This window comes from Achromobacter sp. Bel (genome assembly GCF_012928505.1).
GTDB lineage: Bacteria > Pseudomonadota > Gammaproteobacteria > Burkholderiales > Burkholderiaceae_B > Achromobacter.
In genome coordinates this window covers 1-14,320 of sequence record NZ_JABBJN010000091.1, presented here as the reverse complement: position 1 = coordinate 14,320, position 14,320 = coordinate 1, and the positions used below count along the sequence as shown (strand labels likewise).

13 protein-coding genes are annotated in these 14,320 nt (G+C 66.6%); 4 read left to right on the top strand and 9 right to left on the bottom strand.

Going from position 1 to position 14,320, the window contains the following annotated elements; genetic code table 11:
- Window positions 1–735 (bottom strand): MFS transporter (locus HG262_RS29685; RefSeq protein WP_169274411.1); only part of this gene is annotated, 735 nt, incomplete at its 3' end.
- Between the two features lie 97 nt (window positions 736–832).
- On the opposite strand from HG262_RS29685, the gene HG262_RS29680 reads away from it, so the two are divergent.
- Window positions 833–1,768, top strand: a complete 936-nt coding sequence (locus tag HG262_RS29680) for a LysR family transcriptional regulator (protein WP_169274410.1) — start codon at window positions 833–835, stop codon at window positions 1,766–1,768.
- A 39-nt stretch (window positions 1,769–1,807) separates the two neighbouring features.
- On the opposite strand, the gene HG262_RS29675 is transcribed toward HG262_RS29680, so the two are convergent.
- The 3 genes from HG262_RS29675 to HG262_RS29665 form a co-directional block, all read right to left on the bottom strand.
- Window positions 1,808–2,752, bottom strand: coding sequence for an ornithine cyclodeaminase family protein (locus HG262_RS29675; protein ID WP_169274409.1), 945 nt, complete (start codon window positions 2,750–2,752; stop codon window positions 1,808–1,810).
- A 60-nt stretch (window positions 2,753–2,812) separates the two neighbouring features.
- Window positions 2,813–3,745: an N-carbamoyl-D-amino-acid hydrolase gene (locus tag HG262_RS29670; RefSeq protein ID WP_211187837.1), complete on the bottom strand. Its 933-nt coding sequence runs from the start codon at window positions 3,743–3,745 to the stop codon at window positions 2,813–2,815.
- Between the two features lie 270 nt (window positions 3,746–4,015).
- Window positions 4,016–4,441 (bottom strand): Lrp/AsnC family transcriptional regulator, encoded by a 426-nt coding sequence (locus HG262_RS29665; protein WP_169274407.1) that lies wholly within the window; start codon window positions 4,439–4,441, stop codon window positions 4,016–4,018.
- Between the two features lie 124 nt (window positions 4,442–4,565).
- Between HG262_RS29665 and HG262_RS29660 the strand changes: the two genes are divergently transcribed.
- The 3 genes from HG262_RS29660 (at window position 4,566) to HG262_RS29650 (ending at window position 9,203) form a co-directional block, all read left to right on the top strand.
- A complete protein-coding gene (locus tag HG262_RS29660) occupies window positions 4,566–5,618 on the top strand; it encodes an ornithine cyclodeaminase (RefSeq protein ID WP_169274406.1) in 1,053 nt (350 codons plus the stop codon).
- 176 nt (window positions 5,619–5,794) lie between these two features.
- Window positions 5,795–7,285 (top strand): EAL domain-containing protein, encoded by a 1,491-nt coding sequence (locus HG262_RS29655; RefSeq protein ID WP_169274405.1) that lies wholly within the window; start codon window positions 5,795–5,797, stop codon window positions 7,283–7,285.
- A 37-nt stretch (window positions 7,286–7,322) separates the two neighbouring features.
- Entirely contained in the window at window positions 7,323–9,203 is a 1,881-nt protein-coding gene (locus HG262_RS29650) for a hypothetical protein (RefSeq protein WP_169274404.1), read from the top strand.
- 51 nt (window positions 9,204–9,254) lie between these two features.
- On the opposite strand, the gene HG262_RS29645 is transcribed toward HG262_RS29650, so the two are convergent.
- From HG262_RS29645 to HG262_RS29625, 5 genes are all read right to left on the bottom strand, one after another.
- On the bottom strand, window positions 9,255–9,467 hold the full coding sequence (locus tag HG262_RS29645; protein ID WP_169274403.1) for a DUF1059 domain-containing protein: 213 nt from the start codon (window positions 9,465–9,467) through the stop codon (window positions 9,255–9,257).
- Between the two features lie 179 nt (window positions 9,468–9,646).
- Window positions 9,647–10,543: a LysR substrate-binding domain-containing protein gene (locus HG262_RS29640; protein ID WP_169274402.1), complete on the bottom strand. Its 897-nt coding sequence runs from the start codon at window positions 10,541–10,543 to the stop codon at window positions 9,647–9,649.
- Window positions 10,544–10,616: 73 nt separating this feature from the next.
- Window positions 10,617–11,513: an ABC transporter permease gene (locus tag HG262_RS29635; RefSeq protein ID WP_211187836.1), complete on the bottom strand. Its 897-nt coding sequence runs from the start codon at window positions 11,511–11,513 to the stop codon at window positions 10,617–10,619.
- Between the two features lie 2 nt (window positions 11,514–11,515).
- Window positions 11,516–12,466: an ABC transporter permease gene (locus HG262_RS29630; protein ID WP_169274401.1), complete on the bottom strand. Its 951-nt coding sequence runs from the start codon at window positions 12,464–12,466 to the stop codon at window positions 11,516–11,518.
- A gap of 17 nt (window positions 12,467–12,483) precedes the next feature.
- Complete coding sequence (locus HG262_RS29625) at window positions 12,484–14,127, bottom strand: peptide ABC transporter substrate-binding protein (RefSeq protein WP_169274400.1); 1,644 nt, start codon at window positions 14,125–14,127, stop codon at window positions 12,484–12,486.
- Between the last annotated feature and the right edge of the window lie 193 nt (window positions 14,128–14,320).

The following is a 14,320-nucleotide window of genomic DNA, read 5'->3' as shown; positions in this document are numbered from 1 at the left end:
GAAGGGCGCGCCGTGCAGCATCACGGCCAGGGTCGACCAGAATGCGCTGAAGCCCAGGGACAGCAGGCCTTGCGCCAAGGCGGCGCGGCGCAGCCCGGGATGCTGGCGCCATAAGGTCGCCAGCGATCCCAGCAGGGCGCGGTAAGCCAGTTGGGTCGACGGCACGAAACGCGGCAGGCCCCGCGAGAGTGCCATACCCAGCGCCACGATGGTCACGGCGGCCGCCACGAACATCGCGCGCCAGCCGAACTGTTCGGCCACGAAACCGCTGACCACGCGAGACAGCAGGATGCCCAGCAGCAGGCCGGTCATGACCGTGCCGACGATCTTGCCGCGGGCTTCAGCAGGCGCCAGATGGGCGGCTGCCGGCACGATGTCTTGCGCCAGCGTGGCCGACAGGCCCACCACGAAGCTGGCCGCCAGCAGCACGCCGATGGAGGGTGACGCGGCGGCCGACAGCAGGGCCAGGCTCAGCACGGCGGCCTTGATCAGGATGATGCGTTTTCTGTCGTGGCGGTCGCCCAAAGGCGCCAGCATCAGGATGCCGAAGGCATAGCCCAGTTGCGTCAGGGTGGGGATCCAGCCCAGCGTTTCGGCGCTGGCGTGGATGTCGGCGCCCAGCACGCCCAGCATGGGCTGGCTGTAATACAGGGACGCAACCGACAGGCCTGCGCCGACGGCAAGCAGCAGGACCAGGCCGCGCGACAGGGGGGTGGAGGAAGTTCGAGATGACATGATGGCTATCCGGTGGATCAGGTACGGGGCAGATTCTGGGCGCCGCACCGTGGTTTTGGTAGCCGATCCCGAGGTACATCCGTTATACGATAGACGTATGAGCACCCCCGCCCTGAACGCCGCGGCCGGCACGGACCGCCTCCTTTTGATCGAAACGTTCGTACGCATCGTCGAGGCCGGCAGCTTGTCGGCCGCCGCCGCGCAGATGGGCGGCACGCAGCCCACCGTCAGCCGGCGCTTGCAATTGCTGGAACGCACGATGGGGGTGCGGCTGCTGCAACGGTCCACCCACGCGATACGCCTCACGGAAGACGGCCAGCGCTGCTATGAACGCGCAAAGGAACTGATCGCCACCTGGCAATCGTTCGAAAGCGAGGTGCGCGGCGCGGGCGACGAGCCCATCGGCACGTTGCGCGTGGTGGCGCCGCATGCGTTCGGGCAGGACCAGTTCGTCGAGCCGCTGGCAAAGTACCTGCAGCAGTATCCGAACATGCGGGTGGAATGGCTGCTGCATGACCGCATGCCCGACCTGATCGCCGAGAACGTCGATTGCGCGATCCGCGTGGGCGCGGTGACGGATCCGTCGGTAATCGCCGTGAAGCTGGGCCACGTCCCGCGCATCGTGATCGCCTCGCCTGACTTGCTGCAAGGCGCGCCGGTGCCGCAGCAGCCCGCCGAACTGGCGCGCCTGCCCTGGCTGGCGCTGCGCACCTTCTACCGCACCGAAGTCAGCCTGACGCATTGCGGATCGGGCGAGTCCGAGCGTTTCGGCATCCAGCCCCGCCTGTCCACCGACGGCCTGCACGCGCTGCGCAAGGCCGCGGTGCTGGGGCTGGGCGTGGCGCTGGGGTCGGAGTGGGCCATGCAGGAAGACCTGGCCGCGGGCCGGCTGGTGCATCTGGCGCCGCAGTGGCAGGCGGATCCGCTGCCGGTATCTCTGGTCTATGCGCCGTCGCGTTTCCAGCCGGCGCGGCTGCGCCGGTTCATCGAGATCATGCGCGAACATCTGCCGGCGGGATTGGCCGGCGGTTGACGCAACCCGGGAGCCCATCGCATGCGTAATCTCCGGGCGTCAGCCGTTCACTGATTCATACACCAGCGTGGCCAGCGTCAGGTCTTCCAGCGCGCTGCCGACTGCCTTGAACACGGTGATCTCCTGCGCGTTGCGCCGGCCCGGGCGTTGGCCCGTCGTCAGCTGGTGCAGGTCGCCCTGGATGGCCTCGCGCGTCAGCACGCCAGCCTCGAACGCGGCGAGCAGGTCGCCGGACTTGGTGGGCGCTTCGTCCGTGTCCACATAGACCGTCGTGCCGTCGAAGCAGGCGGCATCCGTCTCGCGCATTTCAGGTTTGAAACTGCCGATCAGGTCCAGGTGGGTGCCGGGACGCAGCCAGGCGCCCTGGATCAGCGGCACGGTGGACAAGGTGGCGCAGCTGATGATGTCCGCCTGGCGCGCGGCCGCTTCCAGGTCGGTCGTGGCCTCGGCGTCGAAGCCTTGTTCGCGCAGGGTCTCCGCCAGCGATTCGGCGCCTGCCGCCCGCACGTTCCACACTAGCACGCGCTGGATCGGGCGCACGGTGCGCATGGCCTGCGCGACCAGGCCGGCGATGCGGCCCGAGCCCACGATCAAGAGCGTGCTGGCGTCCTGGCGGGCCAGGTAGTCCGCGCCCAGCGCCGCGGCGCCGGCCGTGCGGTAGACGGTGACGATGTCGCCGTCCACCTGCGCGATCGGCACGCCGGTCTTGGCGCTGTACAGGTTGTAGGTAGCATGCAGGCCCGGCAGGCCCGGCAGGCCCAGGTGGGTGTTCTCGGGGAAGATATTGATGATCTTCACGCCGAAATAGCCGCGGTCGCTCCAGGCCGGCATGATCAGCGACGTACCGTGGGCGGTACCGCACTGGATGGCGTGGACGTGCCGCCCCGGCACCGTGGCGCCCTCGCGGAAGGCGTCGCGCAGGGCGGGGATGACGGCGTCGAAGGACAGGGCGTCCCGGGTCTGTTCCGTGTCGATGAAGCGCATGGGATCACTGCCTGAAAGGGTTCAATCAATCGTAGGGCCGCAGGCAGTCTAGCACCGCGCCTATTCGATCGGCGCGACCGGCAGCGGGTCGCCTGCGCCCGTGCGCTCGGTGATCAGCTTGTAGTGCTGCGGGCTGCGGTGCTTGGCGAAATTGAAGACGTGGTCGCGGAACAACTGGCCCATTCCCAGGTCGATCTTCGCCGTGATCACTTCGTCGTCTTCGCCACTTGAACGTGCCACGATCTCGCCGGAAGGCGCCACGATCATCGAACTGCCGATCATGTGGTGGCCGTCTTCGTGGCCGCATTTGGCGGCGGCGCCGACCCATACCGCGTTCTGGTAGGCGCTGGCCTGCAGGACGATCTCGTGCGTGGTGGTGCGCAGGTGCGCCGGCTCGTTCCAGTGGATGTTCAGCGACGGCGTGTTGTAGCCCAGCACGATCAGTTCCGCGCTTTGCAACGACATCACACGGTACGTTTCGGGCCAGCGCCGGTCATTGCACAGGCACATGCCGATCTTGACGTCGTTGGTGTCCCAGACGCCGAAGCCCAGGTCGCCCACTTCGAAGAACTTCTTCTCCAGGTGCTGGAAGGGCGCGTCGACCTTGTGGTCCGAATGGCCTGGCAGGTGGATCTTGCGGTACTTGCCGATGATCTTGCCGCCGCGGTCCACGAGGATGGCGGTATTGAACTGGCGGCCTTCGGGCGTCAGTTCCGCATAGCCCAGGTAGAAGCCGATGCCGAGTTCGCGCGCCGTGTCGAACAGCGGCTGCACGTCGGCGTTGGGCATCGTCTTTTCGAAGAAGCGGTCCACGGCCTCGGCGTCTTCCATCCAATAGCGCGGGAAGAACGTCGTCAGCGCCAGCTCCGGGAATACGACGAATTCCGCTTGGCGGGCGGCCGCCTCGCGCATCATTTCGACCAGTCGGCGGACGACGGCGGCGCGGCTATCGGCCAGGTTCACGGCGCCCATCTGGGCGACCGCCAAGCCCATTTTGCGGGCGGGGGTGGCGTGGCTCATGGTGTCAATCTCCAGGAAATTTCAGCGTGCAAGCATGCATGCGCGCGCCGGAATCCGATAGCGCAGCGGACGCCGGCGCGGCACCGGGCAGTGCGCACGGCGGTTGCCGCTAAGGCGCTGATTGGATTGACGATTTACGAAATGGGGGCGCGGCGTGCGCGCCCCGGGCATAACGTCAGCTGATGGACGGCATGCAAACTTATATATAGGGTTTACCCGATATCCCTGACGCCGGGAGGCGCCTCAGAACGCTTTGAACGTCTTCAAGTGGATGCTGGTCTCGGTGGCCGATATGCCCTTGAGCGTGCGCAGGCGGTCCAGCACTTCGGACAGCTGTTCGATGGTGGGCACGCGCAATTCGGCCAGCAGGTCCCAGCGGCCGTTGGTGTCGTGCAGGCCGGCCACGCTGGGTTCGCCCATCAACAGGTTCACGATCTTGCGGGTTTCGTGCCCTTCGACGGCGATGCTCATCCAGGCCACGATGTCTTTGGTTTCGACCTCGGGGCGCAGCCGCACGGTGTAGCCGACGATGATGCCCCGCTCTTCCAGCTTGCGGATGCGGTTGTCGATGGTGCCGCGCGAGACATCCAGCTTCTTCGCCAGCGTGGCGACGGACAAACGGGCATTGGCGCGCAACAGGCCCAGCAGATTCTGGTCTAGCGTATCCATTGTGAAAAGTGCTAATTATGGCTGTCTTAATGCCAGAATCTTAGCGTTTCGTATTGAATGTTGTCACTATGAATTGGCTTGGCCGTCCGCCAGAATTTCTGTTCCATAACTCGGGGAGAAAATCTTGACGACACTGCTGACGACTTCGGACGTAGCCAATATCGTGGCCTTGCAGGGCCCGCGCAAGGTCTTTACCGACCTGCTGGACTACGTGCTGGCCGACTTCCTGCGATGGCAGGAATTCGACAAGTGCGCACGCGTGGCCAGCCATTCCGCCACCGGCGTCATCGAACTGATGCCTACCGCCGACAACGAGCTCTACAGCTTCAAATTCGTGAACGGCCACCCCGACAACCCGTTGGCCGGGCTGTCCACCGTGATGGCCTTCGGCGCCCTGGCGCAAGTCAGCACGGGCGAACCGCTGCTGATCAGCGAGCTGACCCTGACCACCGCCCTGCGCACCGCCGTGACCTCCGCCTTGGCCGCCCGCGCCCTGGCCCGGCCGGATTCCCGCTCGATGGCCCTGATCGGCAATGGCGCGCAAGCTGAATTCCAGGCGCTGGCCTTCCATTACATTCTTGGTATCGACACGCTGCACGTCTATGACGTGGACCCGGCGGCCACGCGCAAGCTGGAAGGCAACCTGGCCGCCGTCGCGCCTTCCCTGCGCATCGTGCGTTTCGACGGCACCGCCCAGGCCGTCAAGGGCGTGGACATCGTCACCACGGTGACGGCCGACAAGGCCTACGCCACCATCCTGACCGCCGACATGGTCGAACCGGGCATGCACATCAATGCTCTGGGCGGCGACTGCCCGGGCAAGACGGAACTGCATGCCGACGTCTTGCGCATGGGGCCGGTCTTCGTCGAATACGAACCGCAGACGCGGATCGAGGGCGATCTGCAGCAGATGCCGGCCGATTTTGCGGTGACGGAACTGTGGCGTGTCCTGACCGGTCAGCGCGGCGGCCGCCAAAGCGCTGCCGCCGTGACCATTTTCGATTCGGTCGGGTTCGCGCTGGAAGATTTCTCGGCCCTGCGTTGGTTGCGCGACAGCGCGGCCCGGCTTGGCATCGGCACCCGCATTGAAGTGGCGCCGCAATTGCAAGACCCCAAGAACCTGTTCAACGTGGTGCGCAAGGCCCGCAGCGGCCAACCCGCCCTGGCGCAGGGGTAGGCTCGGGCGGTATTCACCAAAAAAAGACGCCCGATCCCGAGGATGGGCGTTTTTTCTTTTGGGGGAACGCCGGGTTGCGGTTACATTGCCTTACGCGCTGTTCTTCCTCTTGATCCGCGCGGTGCCAGCGTCCTTCCTTGATGTCACGTTTCCGAATTGCGGCTGTAGTCCTGTCGATGTCGACGCTGGGTTTCCTGGCGGGACTGGCAGCCGGACGCCTGATTGAAGTCAACCAGGTTGACGACAGGCTGGCCCGGCACAATACGCGTCTACTGGCGCACGCCGTGCGCGTGGCCCAGGAAGGCCTGCGCCTGATCCAGGCGGCCACGCACAGCACCGATCTGTGCTCGGACTCCGACGTCGCTACACTGCGGGTGCTGCTGTTCAACGCCACGTTCCTGCGTGACATCGGCCGCCTGCGCGACGGCAAGCTGGTGTGTTCCGCCGCCTGGGGCGTGCTGGCCGCTCCCCACCCTTTGCCGCCCGTCGCATTCACGACACGCAACGGCGTCTCGTTGTGGGTCGGGGCCGCCAATATCATCGATCGGCGGATCATCGGCGACATGGCGGCGCGCAACGACGTGGTCGTATTCACGGCGCCGGGCGCCTTCGACGGGTTTCCGGAACCCGGTTCGGGGATCGATTCCCTGGTGATGACCCGCGACGGCGCGCACGTTTTCCGCCGATTCGGCCGGACTGACGGCCTGGCGCTCTATCGTGGCGACAGCCCTTCCGAACACAGCTTGCGGGCCGAGCGCCTGATTGCGGAATGCGCCCTGCCGGCGACGTTCGACGCCTGCGCGGTGTCGCGCGTCAGTTCGCACGCCTGGTTCACGCTGCCCGCGCTGATCCTGGCGTGCACGGGCGCGCTCGCGGGGGGCTTGCTGGCGGGGCTGTGCGTGTTGTGGCGCCAGCAATCCAGGAGCGAGCGCGCCGCGTTGCGCAAAGCGATCCGCCGAGGCGGCGTGCAGGTCCGCTATCAGCCGCTGCGCGAGCTGTCGACGCGCCGCTTGGTCGGCGTCGAGGCGTTGGCGCGTTGGCGCGCGCGCGACGGGTCGGCGGTGCCACCGGCGCTGTTCGTGCCGCTGGCCGAAGAGATGGGCCTGGGCCGCGAGTTGTCCCGCGTGGTGACGCAGCAGGCGTTGCACGACCTTGCCGGCCGTCTGCGGGACGCCACCGGCTTCTACGTCAGCATCAACGTGTCGGCAGAAGACCTGCAGGACGACGCCTATCCCGACTTCCTGTTGCGCACGGTGAACGAACAAGGCATCGCGCCGCCGCGCGTGGCGCTGGAGATCACCGAAGGCTCGCCGCTGTCGGATGGCCACGTGCGGGGCATCATCCGGACCTTGCAGCGTCAGGGGTTCCGGATACTGATCGATGACTTCGGCACCGGCAATTCCAACCTGAACTACCTGGCTGAAATGCAGGCCGATGCCATCAAGCTGGACCGCCGTTTCACGCAGGCCATCGGCGCGGAACCGGCCGGCACGCTCATCATCGACCATGTCATCGACATCTCGCGCGCGCTCGGCGTGGGGCTGATCGTCGAAGGCATCGAAACCGAAGCGCAAGCGCGGTACCTGTCGGCCCGCCAGCCGGCGACCGTCGGCCAGGGGTGGTTGCTGGGGCGGGCGGTACGGCCGGAAGACATCCCGCTGGAGTGACCTGCAGGGCGGCGATCCGGACCCGTATACTGGCGCCATGAAGCCAATGACCCGCACCTTGCTGGCCGTTTCGCTGTTGTCCGCGATGGCCGTCTCATGGCCCGCGATGGGCGCCGCAACCAGTCCAGCCGCCGTCGCACCCGCCACGGTTCAACTCCCCCCGGATTCTCCCTCGCCCTTCTTGCATCACATGCAGGAAGCGCATCGCCTGATGGCGGAAAAGGACTGGCCCGCCGCGGACGCTGCCGCCGCCAAGGCGCTGGAGGCGGCACGGGCGAGCGAAAACAGCTATGAAGAATTCGATGCCATCGCGACGGTGGTCGGCCTGCTGCACCGGCAGCAGCGCTATGCCGATGCGCGCCGCGCCGCCGAAGCGCAGATCGCGATCTTCGACCAGCGCGACGTCGGCGAGGACGCGATTTCGCAGCTGCGGGTGATGGCGATCCGCGAGGGCGCGGCCGCCGGCGAAGCCGCCGACGTGGCGCGTTTGCAGGAAAAAGTCTATGCGCAAGGCAACGCCTATCCCGGGCAGTGGGTGCGCGACGCGGCCACGCCGCGGCTGAACTATGCGCTGGCCGGCATGACGTTTCCCCTGACCACCGGCCGTTGGGCGTTGGTCAGTTTCAAACCGGCGGATCAGCGGGCGGACCGCGCGCAGCTGGATTACGTGCAGACGCTGGACGACGGCCGCGCGGTGACCGCTCGCGTGTGGATCGCCTATCGCGAAGACCTGCGCGCGAAAGACGGGCAGGCGCGGCGCGAGGCCCTGGCGAAGCGGATGGAGGCGCCGGAGGGCGATCAGACGCCCGCGCCGGATGTCGCGCCCGCGTTACCGGACCTGCCTTTCAAGGATGCCGTCGTCGCCAAGCGTGCGCAGCAAGCCGAGTACCCGCGCGGGGTGGGCGTCGAAGCGCAGTGGATCGCGGTGCGCGGCGACTGGCAAGTGGAGGTGCGGGCGTCGTTCGCCAAGGATAAGCAGGCGGATGCCGTCGCGCGCTTGGGCGAGCTCTTCGACGCCATGACGTGGGATCGCGACGTACGCCTGTTCCGCGGCAAGACCATGGCCGAGCAAAGCCGCGAGATCGAATCCTATTGGTCGATGGCGCGCGACTGGCCGCAAGCGGCGAAGCTGGCGCAGGACGCGCTGCCGGATGCGGCGTTTCCGCTGGAGATCGCCCGCCTCAATACCGTGACGGGCCGCGCGGCCTATGGGCGCGATGACATGGCGACGGCGCGCCGCGACCTGGATGTGGCGCTGGCCGCCTGGGCGCATGCCGGCAAGGCGTATCACGACGAATCGTTGTATCAGACGGCGCTCGACACCGCCGCCGACGTCGCGTACCGCCAGGGCCGCACGCAGGATGCCGTGGCGTTGAGCCGGCTATTCATCGATTGGGTGGGCAGCCTGGGGCCGGCGTGGTCGATGCCGGCGGACGGCGCGGTGCTGCGCAATGCCGATACCGGCATGGTGCTGCCGCTGCGGCAGGGCGATTTCCGCCTGGAACCCATCGATCCGAACCGCTTCTATTACCGCAATCTGAAGACCGGCGAGCAATTGGGCCTGGCGGTGGACCAGAATGCGGCAGTGCCCGACGAGACGCTGGAGGCCTCCATGCGTTCATTCATCGAAGACAAGCTCGGGCTGCGTATCCTGGACGTGGACACGTCGGCGTTTTCGCCGCATGCGCAGGCAGGCATGCGCGGCGAGCTGCGCGGCCGCAAGTGGCTGTTCCGGGTCGAGGCGAAACCCGATGACGGCCGCACGGTCAATCTGGACGGTCCGGCCCCCGCGCCGCCCGTCCGAATGGTGTTCTGGGTGGTGGACCGCGGTGATCGGCGCGCCATCCTGCGCGCGCCGTTGCCGGCCGGCGGCGCCGACACGGGCGTGGCGTCGTTCGCGCAGACGCTGGCCTGGTAGCCGCAGTGGCGCGAAGGGCGGGCGCACGCCTGTGTCGTCATGCCTGCGCTGTCACGCCCGCTGCGGCGCTTGCGCCGGCGGCGTGCCGTCACGGAACATGCCTTTGAGCTGCGTGCGCAGTTCCGGCGAGTCCGCATGCTTGTGCACCGTGGTGGCGTGCTGCACGGCGGCTTCCAGCAGTTCATCGTCGGAATCCGCCGCCAGCGCCACCGAGCAGTTCATCTCGCTCGGGTACTCGCGGCAGTCGATGTATTTACGGGTCATGGCGTTCTCCCGACGCAGCGCGCCAGGGGCGGCTTGCGTGATGGAACATCCGACGCGCGGCGCGGAGGACATCGGGTCCGATGGCGCGTCGCAGCGCACCCGATGGTCAGGAAAGTATAGGTCTGCCGGAACCCGGCCGGGGAAAGGAATGCGGGGTCGGGCCCTGTTTGGCGCCAGGCCTAGGCGTAGGACGCGATGATGGCTTTGGATTCCACCAGCTCGCTGACGATCCAGTCTTCTACCAGCTTGACCTGCGTGCGATGGCGCAGCGCCGGCCGGCGCACCAGGTAATACGACACGCCGGTGGGCACCGCGCGGCGCAGCGGTACGACGACCCTGCCGTCCTGGATGGCTTGATCGGCCAGTACGACGTCCGCGATCGCCACACCCAGGCCGGCTTCGGCGGCGCTCAGCGCCATGTCCAGCGCGTCGAAATCCAGGCCGCCCCGCGTGAACAGTTCGATACCGGTCTTTTCGGACCACGTGATCCAGTCCTGGTGGTCCGGCAAGGGATGCAGCAGGGTCGACTCGCGCAAGCCGCGCTCGGGATCCGCCGCATCGATATGGCCGGGCGCGCACACCGGCACGATCCATTCGGCGTAGAGTTCGGTGGCGTCTTCGTGCGAAAAATTGCCCAGCGCGTAACGGATGCCCAGGTCGGAATCCGTCTCGTCGGCCGTCATGTCGTTCAGGCGCGTGCGGACCACGACCTTGATCATCGGGTACTGCTCGTGGAAGCGCCGCAGACGGGGGAAAAGCCAGCGCAGCGCAAAGGTGGGGATCACGCGCAGCGTGACGATGTCCTGGTCGGTATGCGTGGGGTCGATGGCATTGGCGATATGGTCGAACGCTTCCTTTACCGTCGTGGCCAGCTTGCGCCCGGCCTCGGTAATCTCCAGGCCGCTGTGGGTGCGCAGGAACAGCGTTTGCCCCAACTGCTCTTCCAGGATGCGCACCTGGCGGCTGACCGCGCTTTCGCTGACGTTCAGGATCTGGGCGGCCTTCTTGACGCTGGTATGGGCCGCCACGACTTCGAAGCAGCGTAGCGCGTTCAGCGAGGGCAGGCGTCGGTGCATCCCATTCTCCAGGGCTTGGGGGTTAGGCTCGGCTCGGATCAGGGGGGACCGGCAGGGGCGCCCGCGGGAATCGTCAACGGCTGCGCGGCTCGAGTATATTGCGCAGCCCTTCGCCGATGAAATTCACGCTGGTCACGGCCAATGCGATCGCCACGCCGGGCACGATCGCCAGCCAGGGCGCGGATGTCAGGTAGATCTGCGCGTTGTTCAGCATGTTTCCCAGGCTCGCCACCGGCGGCTGGATGCCGTAGCCCAGATAGCTGACATAGGATTCAAGCAGGATGGCGCGCGCCACGTTCAGCGTGGCGACGATGATGATCGGGCCCATGGCATTGGGCAGCAGCTCGACGACCATGATGCGCAGGCCCGAAGCGCCCGCGGTCCGGGCCGCGGCGACGTACTCCGTGTTGCGCAGCGACCGGTACTGGCCTTCGACCAGGCGCGCGACTTCCATCCAGCAGGTGGCCGAGATCAGGATGGTCGTTGAGACGATGCCCGGCTTGACCAGCATGGCCAGGGCCAGGATCAGGAAGATCGTCGGGAACGCCAGCATGGCGTCGACGAAGCGCATCAGCACGGCGCCCACGACGCCGCGCCGATAGCCGGCCACCATGCCCACAATGGTGCCGAACACCACCGAAATCAGCATGGCCGCGAATCCGATCACAAGCGAGATCCGCCCGCCGGCCATCAGGCGGGCCAGCACGTCGCGCCCCAGCTCGTCCGTGCCCAACAGGTGGCCGCTGGTGAGCGGGGGGGCAAAGCGGTTCAGCACGTCGATATAGCTGGCGTCCAGCCGCAGGACCAGCGGCCCGGCAAAGCACAGCAGCACCATCAGGACAAGGGTGGCGGCGCCGGCCGCCGCCAGCTTGTGGCGGGCCAGGCGGCGCCAGGCGGCACGCAGCGCGCCAGGCGGACAGTACGGCATGCCCGCCGCGGCCGTTTCGGGAATTCCAGGGGCTTTCATCATGCTCAGTCCATCCGGATACGAGGATCGGCGATGGCGTACAGCACATCGGCCAGCAGGGAGCCCAGCATCACCATGATGGCGGACAGCATCAGGATTCCCATGACCACGGGGTAGTCGCGGTATTCCAGCGAATCGAAGAACAGCCGGCCCATGCCGGGCCAGCTGAAGACCGTTTCGGTGATCAGCGCGCCGCCCAGCAAGGTCGGGAATTGCAGGCCGACAAGGGTGATCATGGGCAGCAGCGCATTGCGCAACGCGTGCGACAGGATGATGGCGCGGCCGCCCGCGCCCTTGGCGCGCGCGGTGCGGATGTAATCCTGCTCCAGCGTCTCGATCATGGACGACCGCATGAAGCGCGCCCACACCGCGGTTTCCACCAGCGCCAGCACCATGACCGGCGCGACCATGTGGTGCGCCAGGTCCAGGAACGAACCGTCGCCGAACGTCTGCTGGTTGCCCGCCGGCAGCCAGCCCAGCTTGATCGAGAACAGGTAGATCGCCATGAGGCCAAACCAGAATGTCGGGATGGACAGCGCGATCATCGCGCCCACCGACGACAGCGCATCCATCAATGAATGCCGGCGGATCGCGCCCCAGATGCCGATCATGCCGCCCAACAGGGCGGCGATGACGGTGGATACCGCCATCAGCGACAAGGTCGCCCCGATATGCGAGCCGATGGTGGCCAGCACGCCGATGCCGTCGCGGTACGACGCGCCCCAGTCGCCGCGCACCATGCGCAGCAGCCAGTCCCCGTACTGGATGAGAAAGGGGCGGTCCAGCCCCATGCTGCGGGTCAGGCGGTCGATATCCTCTTGCGTCATGTTCGACGATTGCGCCAGCTGGGACAGCGGGCCGCCCGGCGACAGGTAGAGGATGCCGAAGCCGATCAGCGACACCAACAGCAGCAGCACCAGGGACTGGCCGCCGCGCTTGAGCAGGTACTGGGTCATTTAAAGGCTCCGGACCGTCAGCTTGCCCAATACCAGCTGCGCATGTTCCAGCAGTTGGATGAGCTGTTGATGTTGTTCTCGTAACCGACGAGCTTGTCCTTGACGGCTTCGATGATGACGGTCTGGGAAACGGGCAGCAGCACCAGGTCGCGCCTGACGATCTCCTGGATCCGATGGTAGATGCGCTTGCGCGCATCCAGGTCGAATTCCCGCGTGCCTTGCTGCAGCAACTGGTCCATTTCCGGGTTCTGGTACTGGTAGGTGTTCAGGCCGCTGCCGCCCTTGGCGGGAATCGACGCGCTGGAGAAACGCGCGGTCACGTCGGGGTCGCTGCCCTGGAGGAAGTTGGACGCCACCATCACCGACTGGTATTGCGACTTCTGCCAGAAATTGCCCCAGATGACCGCCGCGGGCATGTTCTCGATGGTCATTTCCACGCCGATCTGCCGCCAGTCCTGCATCAGTAGCTGCTGCGACTGCTCGCGCGCCTGGGCGCCTGCCGTCGTGGAATTGGAGAACGCCAGGCGCTGGCCGTTCTTGACGCGGATGCCGTCGCTGCCCGGCACCCAGCCGGCCGCATCAAGCAAGGCGCGCGCGGCCTTCGGGTCATAGCGGTGCCCGGGCAATGCGTCGTCATATGCCCAATGGCCCTTGGGCACATAGGATTCCGTCGGCAGTGGCCGGCCCTGATAGATGGCCTTGATGCGCGCTTCCTTGTTCATGCCGAGGTAGAGGGCTTCGCGCACCGACTTGTCCGCGAACGGGGCGAAGCCCAGGTTCAGCGCGACGTGTTCGATGAAGGGGGTAGGCACCGGCATGATGCGCGCGCCGCGCAGTTTGGCCGCCTCTTGCTCGAAGCTGGGCTGGATGCCCGACAGCCCAAGATAGTCGATCTGGCCGCTGCGGAACTGTGTATACAGCATCGTCTGGTCAGGGATGTACTTGAAGATCACGCGCAGCAGGTAGGGGCCCTGGCCGTGGTAGGCCGGATTGCGTTCCAGCTGGATATGGTCGCCGGCGCGGCGCGCGCCCCAACGGAAGGGGCCGGTGCCGACGGGCGCCTGGTTGTAGGGCGCGGTATTCGGGTCGGCGGCCGCGCCCAGGATGTGCTCGGGCACCATAAACGTCTGGGACAACACCGACATGTAAGGCGTGAAGCTGCTTTCCATGCGCCAGTGGATCTCGTCGTCCGCGACCACGGTGATATCGCGCAACAGGGAGTGGCCGACACGGTTGCGGGCGCGGAACGCCGGGTTATTGATCAGTTCCAGCGTGTACTTCACGTCGCGCGCGGTGAACGGCTTGCCGTCGTGCCAGGTGGCGCCCGTCTTGAGCTTCACTTTCCAGACCAGGCCGTCCGCCGACAGCCCGCCGTTGGCGACCGACGGCACCTCGCGCGCCAGATCCGGCACGGTATTGCCTTGCGCGTCGATGAACCACAAGGTGCTGAACAGCTGCCACCAGACGCCCTGGTCGACCTCGCTGCCCGGCATCAGCGGATTGAATACCGTGGGCTCCTGTGAAATGCCGGCGACCACTTGGCCGCGCGGGGCGGCGGGCGGCGTCGGCGCCGATTGCGCCCAGGTGGGCGCAACCATCAGCGTGCTGGCGGTGGCCGACAGTTTCAGGAAATCGCGTTTGGAGAGCTTATGGTGGATCATGGCTTCCGTTTCCCCGTTTGTGGTGTGCTTATTTGTCTATGCCGGATTCAGGCGGATTGGAGCGAGGCGCGGTCGGGCGACAGCGCCTCGCGCGTCAAGCCGCGGGCGAGCAGCGCATCGGGCAGCGCCTGGCGCTGCGCCAGCGCCGCCACGGCCTGCCCCATTGCGGGCGAGGTCAGCACGCCGCAACCGC